The sequence below is a fragment of the Pseudomonas oryzihabitans NBRC 102199 genome (assembly GCF_000730625.1).
In the GTDB taxonomy this organism is placed as follows: Bacteria; Pseudomonadota; Gammaproteobacteria; order Pseudomonadales; family Pseudomonadaceae; genus Chryseomonas; species Chryseomonas oryzihabitans.
The window spans coordinates 319318-330608 of the sequence record NZ_BBIT01000001.1; the positions used below are offsets into that span (position 1 = coordinate 319318).

Here is an 11291-nt window from a genome sequence, read left to right on the forward strand (position 1 = left end):
GGCAAGGTGTGAAGCCTGGGCGGGGCAGGAGAGATGATCGGCCAGGCCGCTCCTTCTCTCGTTGCAGGTGGACCCATGGCGAAAAGCGTGACCATTCAGGATGTCGCCCGGCAGGCAGGCTTGTCCAAGTCTGCCGTTTCGCGCTACCTGAATCACAGTCTGAGCCTGCCACCCGCCACGGCGCAGCGTATCGAAGGGGCCATCGAGGCCCTGGGCTTTCGGCGCAACAGCCTGGCCCAACGCCTGAGCAAGGGCGGCAGCGAGACCATCGGGCTGGTGCTGCCGGACATCGCCAACCCCTTTTTCGCCGAGCTGGCCGACGCCGCCGAGGCCACGGCCTTCGCCCATGGCTACAACCTGGTGCTCTGCCTGACGCGCAACGATCCGGCGCGGGAAATCCAGTACGTCCACTGGAAGGGATCGCGCCGCGTGGATGGTCTGCTGTTCATCACCAACCGCGCGGATGACGGGACGCTGGCGGCGCAACTGGGCGCCTATCGGGAGATCGTGTTGCTGGACGAGGATGTCCCGGGTACCTCGATGCCCAAGGTCTTCGCCGACAATGTCGCCGGCGGCCGACTGGCCACCGAGCATCTGATCCGCCAGGGGCATCGGCGCATCGCCCATGTCTCCGGACCGGCAGCGGTGATGAGCGTGAGGGAGCGGCGCGAGGGCTATGAGCAAGCCCTGGCCGCGGCCGGAATACCCTTGCGTCCCGATTATCTGCTGCTGGGGGAGTACAGCCGCGACTTCGGGCGTCAGGCGGCCGCGACCCTGCTGGATCTGCCGGAGCCGCCTCAGGCGATCTTCGCCGCTAGCGACTTCATCGCGGTAGGGGTGCTCGATACCCTGCGCGAACGCGGCCTGGCGGTTCCCGATGCCCTGTCCCTGGTCGGCTTCGACGACGCGCCCTACGCGGAATTGCTCACGCCGCCGCTCAGTACCGTGCGCCAGTCGGCGCGGGACCTGGGTCGCCAGGGAATCGAAGCCCTGCTGGCGGTGCTTGCCGGGCAGCCGGTAGTCGGGGAGCAGCGGGTCGCTGTAACGCTGGTGGAACGGGGCTCGGTCGCCCCAGTGCCTGCCCCAAGGTAGCACCCGGCGTTTCCATTCTGCCCAGTCGTGGAGCACTCTCTTGGCTGTCCGGCCAGAGGCTCTGCGCAGGGGGTTTGAGTAACCATTTAAATTGGCAGTGGAAGAGGGTCCTCCAGTCGCTGCTGGCACGCCTTGTGCTGTTTCCTTTCCAACAGAACCTTCCCGGTTCTATTTTTTGGCCCACTTAGTAAACCGGTTTACTAACCGCTGCCACATCCGTTGGCAGGGTAGAGGAGGATGGAGATGCTTCGATTCGGCAAGACGTTCGCTTCCATGCTGATGGTGTTCGGATTGGGCCTGGCCGGTAGTGCCCAGGCGGCGCCGGCCAAGCGGCTGGCATTGGTCCAGGTGAATCAGCAGGCGCTCTATTTCACCCAGATCACCCAGGGTGCCCAGGCCGCTGCCAAGGCGGCGGGCGCCGAGTTGGTGGTGTTCAACGCCAACGACAACCCCTCCGCCCAGAACGACGCCATCGAGGCCTACATCCAGGACAGGGTGGACGCCATCCTGGTCTGTGCCATCGACGTCAACGGCATCAAGCCGGCGGTCTCGGCGGCGGTCCAGGCCGGTATCCCGGTGGTGGCCATCGACGCCGTGCTCAATGGCGACAACCAGGTGCAGGTCGGCGTCGACAACCGCGCCGCGGCTCGCCAGCTGGGGGAATACACCGGCAACTACATCACCCGAGAGCTGGGTGGCGAGGCCAAGGTCGGGGTGGTGGGAGCCCTGGGTTCCTACGTGCAGAACCTGCGTCTGGACGGCTTCCGCGAGGGGCTGGCCCAGCGCGCGCCCAAGGCGAAGATCGTCGGTACCGTGGATGGCAACAACGTGCAGGACACCGCGCAGAGCGCCGCGGAAAATCTGCTCACCGCCAATCCGGATCTGCAGATCGTTTATGCCACCGGCGAGCCGGCGTTGATTGGCACCGTGGCGGCCAGCGTCGCCCAGGGCAGCGGCGAGCGCACCCGGATCTTTGGCTGGGACCTGTCGCCCCAGGCCGTCCAGGGCCTGGATGACGGCTCCGTGGCAGTGGTGGTGCAGCAGAACACCCGCGGCATGGGCAAGGCGGCGGTGGAGGCGGCGCTGGCGCTGCTCGCCGGCCAGCAGGTCACTAAGCAGCAGGATATCCCGGTGACCCTGGTCACCCGGGAAAACCTGGATGCCTATCGCGCCGACTTCAAGTAGCGGAGACCGAGCATGGACACTGCGACGACGGTTCCCCGGGTCAGCATGACCGGCATCACCAAGAGCTATGGCTCCATCCAGTCCCTGCGCGGCGTCGACCTCGCCCTGCAGCCCGGCGAGGTCCTGGGGCTGGTCGGCGACAACGGCGCCGGCAAATCGACCCTGACCAAGATTCTTTCCGGCGCGGTGCTGCCCACCAGTGGCTGCATCCGCATCGACGGCCGCGAAGAGGTGTTCCAAGGCCCGGCGGATGCACAGCGCTGTCGGATCCAGATGGTCTATCAGGATCTCTCCCTGTGCGACACCGTGGACGTGGCCGGCAACCTCTTCATGGGGCGGGAGCCCCGCCGCCGGCTGCTCGGGCTGCCGCTGCTGGACGAGCGCAAGATGCACGCCGATGCGCGCCGCATCCTCGAGGGGCTGGGCATCAGCCTGCCCGATACCCGCGCCCAGGTACGCCACCTCTCCGGCGGCCAGCGCCAGGCCGTGGCCATAGCCCGCGCCGCGGCCTTCGAACCCCGGGTACTGATCATGGACGAGCCGACCGCCGCCCTGGCGGTGGCCGAGGTCGAGGCGGTGCTGGAGCTGATCCGCACCATCAGCCGCCAGGGGGTGAGCGTCATCCTCATCACCCACCGGCTGCAGGATCTCTTCCTGGTCTGCGACCGCATCATGGTGATGTACGAGGGCCAGAACCTGGCCGAGCGCCGGGTGGCCGACACCAGTCTGGGCGAGATCGTCGAGCTGATCGTCGGCCACAAGTTCACCGCCCGTTCCGCCTGCGCCTGAATCGGAGGATTTCATGAATACCCTCGACCTGACCCGACAGCGCGTGGTGGTGCAGTCACCGCTGCGCCGCCTGCTGCACGACTATCCCGGCGTCGCCAGCATCGCGCTGTTCTTCGCCCTCTGCTGCCTGCTGTTCGCGCTGGTGACCGACAACTTCCTCAGCAGCGGCAACCTGCTCAACGTCATTCGCCAGAACGCGCCCTTGCTGATCGTGGCCGTGGCCATGACCCTGGTGGTGACCACCGGTGGCATAGACCTGTCGGTCGGTTCCACCCTGGCCCTGGTGGGCGCCCTGGCCGCCCTCGGCCTCAACACCTGGCAGCTGCCCTGGCCGGTGGTGCTGGCCGGCGGCCTGCTGGTGGGGGCGCTGATCGGTGCGCTGAACGGCTACTTCATCGCCTACGCGGGAATCCCGGCGTTCATCGTGACCCTGGCGACCCTGACCATCATTCGCGGCCTGGCGCTGCTCATCACCCAGGGCTATTCCATTCCGGTTCCCCGTGAATTCAGCGCCTTTCTCGCGCTCGGTCGCGGCTGGGTGCTCGGACTGCCGCTGGCGGTATGGCTCGCGCTCTTCGCGGTGCTGGGCGGCATGCTGCTGCTGGGCAGGATGCGCTTCGGGCGCTATCTCACGGGGATTGGCGCCAATGCCGAAAGCGTCCGCCGGGCAGGGGTGAATACCCGCGGCGTGCTGCTGCGCGTCTACGTCCTGAGCGGCATGGCGGCGGCGCTGGCCGGGATGATCGTAACGGCCCGACTGGGCAGTGGTTCCTCCAACCAGGGGGAGGGCTTCGAACTGGAGGTCATCGCGGCGGTGGTGCTGGGCAGCACCAGTCTGTTCGGCGGCTTCGGCACCATCCTTGGCACCCTGCTGGGCGTGCTGACCATGGCGGTGATCAAGAACGGCCTGATCCTCGCCCATGTGTCGCCCTTCTATACCCAGATCGCCACGGGGGCCATCGTGCTGCTGGCCATCTGGCTCAACACCCGCATCCTCAAGACCGGCCGCCCGCTGGGGAGGGTAGGCGGATGAGTCTGTTTCGCCATCCCGAGCCGCTTCCGGTCGGGGTCGACAGCGGCCATGCCATGACGGTGCTTGGCCCGCTGCCGGTGGACCGGTTGGGCGTGACCCTGATGCACGAGCACATTCTGCTCGACGCCTCCGGCAAATGGGTGCCACCCCGTTGCTGCGGCGAGCGACACCTGGCCGAGCAGCCGGTGAGCATCGAACTGCTCGGCGAGCTGCATATGAATCCGCTGGTCAGCCGCGACAACTGCCAGCTGTTCGACGTGGAGCTGGCCTGCGCCGAGTTGCTGAAATATCGCGCCCTGGGCGGGGAGACGGTGGTCGATCCCACCAACCTCGGCATCGGTCGCGATCCCCAGGCGCTGCAGCGCATCGCGCGGCTCACGGGTCTCAACATCATCATGGGCGCCGGTTTCTACCTGGAGCCCTCGCACCCGGCCTATGTCAGGGAGCGCTCGGTGGAGGAACTCACCGCCCAGATCGTCCACGACGTGGGCGGAGCGGCGGAAAAGCCGGAGGTCATCGCCGGCCTGATCGGCGAGATCGGGGTGTCGGCCGCCTTTACCGACAGCGAGGAAAAATCCCTGCGCGCCGCCGCCCGGGCCAGCGGCCTTACCGGGGTGCCCCTGGCGGTCCATCTGCCCGGCTGGGAACGTTTGGGCCACCGAGTGCTGGACATCGCCGCCGCCGAGGGCGCCGACCTGCACCACGTGGTGCTCTGCCACATGAATCCCAGTCATCGCGACCTCGATTACCAGCACGGACTCGCGGAGCGGGGTGCCTTCCTCGAATACGACATGATCGGCATGGGCTACTACTTCGCCGACGAGGCCGCCCAGTCGCCGTCCGACGAAGACAACGCCCGCGCCCTCGTCGGTCTGCTGGAGGCCGGCTACGGCGAGCGCCTGCTGCTGTCCCAGGACGTCTTTCTCAAGACCATGCTCACCCGCTACGGCGGCCACGGCTATGGCTACCTGCTCAAGCACTTCGTCCCGCGTCTGCGCCGCCATGGCGTCACGGGGGCGCAACTGGAAACCCTGCTGATCGACAACCCGCGCCGCGTCTTCCAGCGCGTTCGATCGGCCTAACGTCCGCAACCGGAGAACCTATGAAACAGTCCGTTCTGCTCGCTGGCGAATCCTGGGTCAGCACCGCGACCCATATCAAAGGCTTCGACCAGTTCGCCTCCGTCACCGCCCACAATGGCGCCCAGCGCCTGCTGACCGCACTGGCCGACAGCGACTATGCCGTCACCCAGATGTGCGCCGACCAGGCGCAAACCGATTTTCCGGCGACGCTGGAGGCCCTGCGCGACTACCAGGTGATCATCCTGTCGGATATCGGTGCCAACAGCCTGTTGCTGCATCCGGATACCTGGCTGCGCAGCCGCCGCACACCGAATCGCCTGGCGGCGCTGCGCGAGTACGTGCTGCAGGGTGGCGCGCTCATGATGGTCGGTGGCTACTACAGCTTCCAGGGCATCAACGGGGGGGGCCGTTATCGCGGTACGGCGGTGGAAGAGGTGCTGCCGGTGCGTTGCCTGCCCTATGACGACCGCATCGAGGTGCCCGAGGGCTTCACGCCAGAGGTGCACGGCGAGCATGAGTTGCTGCGTGGCCTGCCCCAGGACTGGTCCTATCTGCTGGGCTACAACGAGGTGGAATTGCATCCGGACGCCCAGCTCGTGGCGAGCGTCGCGGGTAGCGGTCATCCACTGCTGGCGACCCGGGAAGTCGGCCAGGGGCGTACCCTGGTCTGGACCAGCGACATGTCGATGCACTGGATGCCCGACGACTTCCTGGCCGGCGATGCCTATCGGCGCTTCTGGCTCAACTGCCTGGACTGGCTCTCGCGGCGCGCCTGATCACCCGTAGTCCGACTGGAGATCCCCAATGCTCGACGATCCTTTGGCCCTGACCCGAGCGCTGCTGGGGTTTCCCACGCTCAATCCGCCGGGCGATGAAGAAGCCTGTGCGCAGTTCCTGGTCAAGACGCTCCGCGGGGCGGGCTTCCACTGCGAGTTGCAGCATTTCGGCGAACGACGTTGCAACCTGGTGGCCTGGCTACCGGGGCGCGGGGCCGGCAAGCCGCTGGGCTTTACCGGACACCTGGACGTGGTGCCCCTGGGCAATGGCACCTGGCGCCACGGGCCCTTCGCCGGTGAGGTGGCCGAAGGGCGCCTCTATGGCCGCGGCGCCAGCGACATGAAGGCGGGCATCGCCGCCTTCATCGTCGCCTGCCAGCGCAATCGCGAGGTCATCGCCCAGGGGCCTGGCGTCCGGCTGCTGCTCACCGGCGGTGAGGAAACCGGCTGTGACGGCGCCCGGGCGCTGTGCCGGGATGCGCCGCACCTGCTCGGCGAGCTGGGCGCGCTGCTGGTGGGCGAACCCACCGCCAATCGGCCGGTGCTGGGGCACAAGGGCGCCTTCTGGCTCCGCTGCACCGCCCATGGCCGCACGGCCCACGGCGCCATGCCCGAGGAGGGGGAAAACGCCATCTACCGCCTGGCCGAGGCCATTGGCCAGGCGCGCACCTTCGCCGTCGGCCCGCCGCATCCGCTCATGCGCCAACCCACGCTCAACGTGGGGACCGTCACGGGTGGGCTGAACATCAACTCGGTGCCGGATCGTGCAGCCTTCACCCTCGATCTGCGGACCGCACCGAACCTGGAGCATGCCGACATCCAGCGGCGTCTGGCCGAGCACCTGGGCAGCGATCTGGAGCTGGAGGTCCTGGTGGATCTGCCCGGGGTCTGTGCCGACAGGAGCGACGCCTGGGTGCAGCAGGTCTTCGACCGTTGCGCCACCCTGCACGGCGGGGCGCTGCCCGCCAGCGTGGTGCCTTATTTCACCGATGCCGCCGTGCTGCTGCCCGCGCTGAACGATCCGCCCACCCTGATCCTGGGGCCGGGCGAACCGAGCATGGCGCACAAGGTGGACGAATACTGCGAGGTGCAGCGCCTGGAGGAGGGCACCGAGCTCTACGGGCAGTTGCTCCGGGACTGGATGCTCGCCGGACGCTAGCGCCGCGCCAGGGGTACCACCATGGGGGTGCCGGCCACGGGGTCGTCGATGATCAGGCAGTCCAGGTCGTAGACCGCCTTGATCAGCGCGGGGGTGACCACGTCGCGCGGGCGGCCGGTGGCCAGCACCTTGCCGTCGCGCATGGCCACCAGGTGGGTGGCGTAGCGACAGGCGTGGTTGAGGTCGTGCAGCACCATCACCAGGGTGTGGCCCTGCTGGCGATTGAGGTCTTCCAGCAATTCCAGCAGATCGATCTGGTGGGTGATGTCGAGCCAGGTGGTGGGCTCATCGAGCAGCAGCAGCGGGGTTTCCTGGGCGAGAGCCATGGCGATCCATACCCGCTGGCGCTGGCCGCCGGAAAGGGTGTCCACCGCCCGGTCGGCCAGCTCGAAGACGCCGGTGGCCTGCATGGCGTGAGTGACCGCGCGCTCGTCGTCGGCGCGCACGCCGCCGAACAGCGTCTGGTGCGGATAGCGCCCACGGGCCACCAGGTCGCGCACCGAGATGTCGCCCGGGGCCTGGGAGCTCTGTGGCAGCAGACCCAGGCGCCGGGCCACCTCCTTGGTGCGATAGCTCTGGATCGCTTGGCCGTCCAGCCAGACCTGACCCTGGCTGGGCGCCAGCAGCCGGCTGAGGGTGCGCAGCAGGGTCGACTTGCCGCAGCCGTTGGGACCGATGATGACCGTCAGCTCGCCATCGGGGATGGTCAGCGACAGGTCTTCGGCGATCAGCTTGCGGCCGTAGCCCAGGGTCAGGCGCTCGGCGTGCAGGCGCGAAGCGGGGGCGTCGTTCATGAGCGGCGGGACTCCCAGATGAGCAGGCCGATCAGGTAGAGCCCACCCAGGCTCACCGTGACCAGGCCGACCGGCAGGACATAGGGCAGGAACAGGCGCTGGGCGATGAGATCCGCGCCCAGCAGTAGGACCGCGCCGGTGAGGGCGGCGGCGGGCAGCGCCAGGCGCTGGGTGCCGGTCAGGCGGCGGGCGATCTGCGGCGCGGCCAGGGCGATGAAGGAGATCGGTCCGGCCACCGCGGTGCCGGCGGCGGTGAGCACCACGCCCAGGCCCAGCAGCGACAGCCGCGTGCGCTCCACCGGCACGCCGAGGGCGCAGGCGGTGTCGTCGCCCATCTCCAGCAGGAACAGCCGGCGACTCAGCGCCAGGCTGGCTACACCTGCCAGCAGGATGAAGACCACCGCCGGCCAGGCCTTGGCCCAGGTGATACCGTTGAGCGAGCCGGCGCTCCACAGGCCGGCGCTGAAGGCGGCCTCCAGGGAGGCGTGGACGATCAGCCAGGTGTTGAGCGCCATCAACAGGGCGCGTACGCCGATGCCGACGATGATGAGTCTGAGGGTATCCACGCCGCTGCCGCGCCAGGTCAGGGCATAGACTAGGGCCGCGCTGAGCAGGCCGCCGATCAGGGCGGCGGTGGTGCTCCAGAGGATGCTGGCCTGGAACAGCACCAGGGCGACCAGCACGCCGCTGTAGGCGCCGGTGTTGAAACCCATGATGTCCGGGCTGCCGAGGGGATTGCGCAGCAGTGACTGGAACAGCGCCCCGCTCAGGCCCAGGGCGGCGCCGATCAGCAGCGCCAGGGCCACCCGCGGCAGGCGCCATTGGGTGACCACCAGTTCGATGCCGCGCGGCGCCTCGCCGAACAGGGCGCCCAGCACCTGGGCGGGACTCAGGGCCAGGCTGCCGCTGCCCAGGGCGAACAGGGCGAGCAACAGGGCGCCGCCGAGCAGGGCGAGCAGCACGCCGGGCAGGCGCAGGCGACCGGGACGGTTCATGCCCGGCCTCCCTGGCGCTGACGGCGCGCCAGCCAGATCAGCAGCGGCGCGCCGAGGAAGGCGGTCACCACCGAGACGCGCAGCTCGTTGGTCACCAGCAGGCGGCCGACGATGTCGGCGGTCAGCAGCAGGCTGGGGGTGAACAGCAGGACGAAGGGCAGCAGCCAGCGATGGTCTTCGCCGATGGCCCAGCGCCCCAGGTGCGGCACCATCAGGCCGACGAAGGCGATGGGGCCGACCGCCGCGGCAGCGGCCCCGCAGAGCAGGGTGATGGCCAGCAGGCCGAGCAACTGGGTCTGGCGGACCCGGGTGCCGAGGGCCACGGCCAGATCGCTGCCCAGGCTCAGGGCGTTCAAGGCTGGCGCCAGCAGCAGGGCGATGAATACCCCGCCCAGCACCGGCAGGCTGGCGCTGCGCAAGAGATCGAGCTGACGGACGTCCAGGGAGCCGAATTGCCAAAATCTCAGCTGATCGTAGACCTGGGGATCGAGCAGGGCGATGCCCGAGCTGACGCCTTCGAGCATGGCGCCCAGGGCCACCCCGACCAGCACCAGGCGCATCGGGTTGAAGCCGCCGCCACCGGCGATGCCGGCCAGCAGCACCACCAGGCTGGCCAGCAGGGCGCCGCCGAAGGCGAAGCCCAGGTACTGCTCGGGACCGCTGGCGCCGAACAGGGCGATGCCCAGCACCACGGCGAAACTGGCTCCGGCATTGACGCCGAGGATGCCCGGGTCGGCGAGGGGATTGCGCGTCAGCGCCTGCATCAGGGTGCCGGCCACGCCCAGCGCCGCTCCGGCGAGCAGCCCGGCGAGGGTGCGTGGCAGCCGCGCCTCGCGCACGATCAGGCAGGCCGGCTCGCTGCAGCCCTGGCCCAGCGCCTGCCAGACATCGGCCAGCGGGATGGCGGTGGCGCCGAGCGCCAGGCTGGCAGCCATCACCATGAGCAGCAGGACAGCGGCGCAGCCGAGGATGAGGAGGCGGCGCGGGGTCATCCGCGACGACCGACGGGGAGGGGAGTGGATGAGAACAAGGCGTATTAACACATGATAGTCTGTATTACATGCTAACAGCCTTGCCCCGGCGGCTCGATAGCGTCCCCAGTGTTTTTCCGGTGATTCATGTCCAAGACGTCCTTCCTGCTCGACTTCGGCCTGCTCAGGTCCCACGCCGCCTTTCGCACCCTGTTCATCGCCCGCCTGGTCTCCGTTCTGTCCCTCGGCCTCCTGGCCGTGGCCATCCCCATCCAGGTCCAGGCGCTGACCGACTCGCCGCTCAAGGTGGGCCTGGCGCTGAGCATGGCCGGCATCGGCATGTTCGTCGGCCTGCTCACCGGTGGGGTGCTGGCCGACCGCCTGGAGCGGCGCCGGCTGATCCTGGCCGCGCGTTCCATCTGCGGCCTGGGCTTCATCGGCCTGGCGGTCAACGCCAGCCTGCCCGAGCCGTCGCTGACCGCCATCTACCTGCTGGCGCTGTGGGACGGCTTCTTTGGCGCCCTGGGCGTGACCGCGCTGCTGGCGGTCACGCCGATCCTGGTCGGGCGCGAATCCATGGTGCAGGCCGGTGCCCTGAACATGCTCAGCGTGCGGGTGGCGGCCATCGTCGCCCCGCCGCTGGGCACCCTGCTGATCGCCCAGAGTGGCGTGGCCTGGAACTACGGCCTGACCGCCGGCGGTACCCTCATCACCCTGCTGGTGCTCTTGCGCCTGCCGCCGTTGCCCCCGCCGGAACAGCCACGCGAAACGCCCTGGCAGGCCCTGGGCGGCGGCATCGCCTTCCTCTTCGAGAATCGCCTGCTGGGCGCGGTCGCCCTGGTCGGCGCCCTGGTCACCATGGCCAACGCGGTGCGGGTGCTCTATCCGTCGCTGGGGGAGGACTGGGGGCTGGATACCGGACACCTGGGCTGGCTCTATGCCGCCGCGCCCATGGGCGCGGCCATCGGCGCCCTCACCAGTGGCCGACTGAACCAGGCGCCGCGTCCGGGACGTACCCTGCTGATGACCGCGGTGGCGACCTTTCTGGCGGTGGCGGTGTTCGCGCTGCTGCCCGGCTTCTGGCTGTCGGCGCTGTGCCTGGTGCTGTTCGGCTACCTGGGTGCGCTCAATTCCCTGGTGCAGTACGCGCTGATCCAGCGCCTGACCCCGGATCGCCTGCTGGGGCGCATCAATGCGCTGTGGACGGCGCAGAACATCGGCGGCGAAGCCATCGGCGCGGCGCTGTTCGGCGGTCTGGCCAGCCTGATGCTGCCGGCGCAGGCGGCCTGCGTCTTTGGTCTGGTCGCCACCGGGGTGGCTGCCCTCTGCTGGGCGCTGGCCCGTGGTCTGCGCCGGGCGGAAAGCCTGGGCGCCTAGCGTGTAAAACCGCCACGGCGTTTCTAACGGGTGCATAC

Annotated in this window: 11 protein-coding genes; 8 read left to right on the forward strand and 3 right to left on the reverse strand. The window is 68.7% G+C overall.

All coding sequences use genetic code 11. The features are described from left to right. The first annotated feature begins 75 nt into the window (after positions 1-75). From POR01S_RS01470 to POR01S_RS01500, 7 genes are all read left to right on the forward strand, one after another. The gene (locus POR01S_RS01470) at positions 76-1092 is read left to right on the forward strand and encodes a LacI family DNA-binding transcriptional regulator (RefSeq protein ID WP_042133230.1); all 1017 of its coding nucleotides are present in this window, start codon (positions 76-78) and stop codon (positions 1090-1092) included. Between the two features lie 243 nt (positions 1093-1335). After that, positions 1336-2277 (forward strand): substrate-binding domain-containing protein, encoded by a 942-nt coding sequence (locus POR01S_RS01475; RefSeq protein ID WP_042133232.1) that lies wholly within the window; start codon positions 1336-1338, stop codon positions 2275-2277. Positions 2278-2289: 12 nt separating this feature from the next. Further along, positions 2290-3066, forward strand: a complete 777-nt coding sequence (locus tag POR01S_RS01480; RefSeq protein ID WP_027599921.1) for an ATP-binding cassette domain-containing protein — start codon at positions 2290-2292, stop codon at positions 3064-3066. A 13-nt stretch (positions 3067-3079) separates the two neighbouring features. Then, on the forward strand, positions 3080-4099 hold the full coding sequence (locus POR01S_RS01485) for an ABC transporter permease (protein WP_027599920.1): 1020 nt from the start codon (positions 3080-3082) through the stop codon (positions 4097-4099). Continuing rightward, positions 4096-5181, forward strand: a complete 1086-nt coding sequence (locus tag POR01S_RS01490) for a phosphotriesterase family protein (RefSeq protein WP_027599919.1) — start codon at positions 4096-4098, stop codon at positions 5179-5181. The genes POR01S_RS01485 and POR01S_RS01490 overlap by 4 nt, the downstream gene beginning before the upstream one ends. A gap of 20 nt (positions 5182-5201) precedes the next feature. Continuing rightward, positions 5202-5957, forward strand: a complete 756-nt coding sequence (locus POR01S_RS01495) for a glutamine amidotransferase (protein ID WP_042133236.1) — start codon at positions 5202-5204, stop codon at positions 5955-5957. Between the two features lie 28 nt (positions 5958-5985). After that, on the forward strand, positions 5986-7116 hold the full coding sequence (locus POR01S_RS01500; protein ID WP_042133239.1) for a M20 family metallopeptidase: 1131 nt from the start codon (positions 5986-5988) through the stop codon (positions 7114-7116). On the opposite strand, the gene POR01S_RS01505 is transcribed toward POR01S_RS01500, so the two are convergent. The 3 genes from POR01S_RS01505 to fepD are packed head-to-tail and all read right to left on the reverse strand — an operon-like array spanning position 7113 to position 9897. After that, positions 7113-7910: an ATP-binding cassette domain-containing protein gene (locus tag POR01S_RS01505; RefSeq protein ID WP_042133240.1), complete on the reverse strand. Its 798-nt coding sequence runs from the start codon at positions 7908-7910 to the stop codon at positions 7113-7115. The two genes, POR01S_RS01500 and POR01S_RS01505, sit on opposite strands and share 4 nt — an antisense overlap. Then, a complete protein-coding gene (fepG, locus tag POR01S_RS01510; RefSeq protein ID WP_042133243.1) occupies positions 7907-8905 on the reverse strand; it encodes an iron-enterobactin ABC transporter permease in 999 nt (332 codons plus the stop codon). The genes POR01S_RS01505 and fepG overlap by 4 nt, the downstream gene beginning before the upstream one ends. Continuing rightward, the gene (gene fepD, locus POR01S_RS01515; RefSeq protein ID WP_042133244.1) at positions 8902-9897 is read right to left on the reverse strand and encodes a Fe(3+)-siderophore ABC transporter permease; all 996 of its coding nucleotides are present in this window, start codon (positions 9895-9897) and stop codon (positions 8902-8904) included. The genes fepG and fepD overlap by 4 nt, the downstream gene beginning before the upstream one ends. A 126-nt stretch (positions 9898-10023) precedes the next feature. Between fepD and entS the strand changes: the two genes are divergently transcribed. Continuing rightward, positions 10024-11253, forward strand: a complete 1230-nt coding sequence (gene entS, locus POR01S_RS01520) for an enterobactin transporter EntS (RefSeq protein WP_042133246.1) — start codon at positions 10024-10026, stop codon at positions 11251-11253. Positions 11254-11291 lie beyond the last annotated feature (38 nt).

Coding starts and splice junctions, on each gene's coding strand:
- POR01S_RS01470 (WP_042133230.1), top strand. CDS start 76: ATGGCGAAAAGCGTGACCATTCAGGATGTCGCCCGGCAGGCAGGCTTG.
- POR01S_RS01475 (WP_042133232.1), top strand. CDS start 1,336: ATGCTTCGATTCGGCAAGACGTTCGCTTCCATGCTGATGGTGTTCGGA.
- POR01S_RS01480 (WP_027599921.1), top strand. CDS start 2,290: ATGGACACTGCGACGACGGTTCCCCGGGTCAGCATGACCGGCATCACC.
- POR01S_RS01485 (WP_027599920.1), top strand. CDS start 3,080: ATGAATACCCTCGACCTGACCCGACAGCGCGTGGTGGTGCAGTCACCG.
- POR01S_RS01490 (WP_027599919.1), top strand. CDS start 4,096: ATGAGTCTGTTTCGCCATCCCGAGCCGCTTCCGGTCGGGGTCGACAGC.
- POR01S_RS01495 (WP_042133236.1), top strand. CDS start 5,202: ATGAAACAGTCCGTTCTGCTCGCTGGCGAATCCTGGGTCAGCACCGCG.
- POR01S_RS01500 (WP_042133239.1), top strand. CDS start 5,986: ATGCTCGACGATCCTTTGGCCCTGACCCGAGCGCTGCTGGGGTTTCCC.
- POR01S_RS01505 (WP_042133240.1), bottom strand. CDS start 7,910: ATGAACGACGCCCCCGCTTCGCGCCTGCACGCCGAGCGCCTGACCCTG.
- fepG (WP_042133243.1), bottom strand. CDS start 8,905: ATGAACCGTCCCGGTCGCCTGCGCCTGCCCGGCGTGCTGCTCGCCCTG.
- fepD (WP_042133244.1), bottom strand. CDS start 9,897: ATGACCCCGCGCCGCCTCCTCATCCTCGGCTGCGCCGCTGTCCTGCTG.
- entS (WP_042133246.1), top strand. CDS start 10,024: ATGTCCAAGACGTCCTTCCTGCTCGACTTCGGCCTGCTCAGGTCCCAC.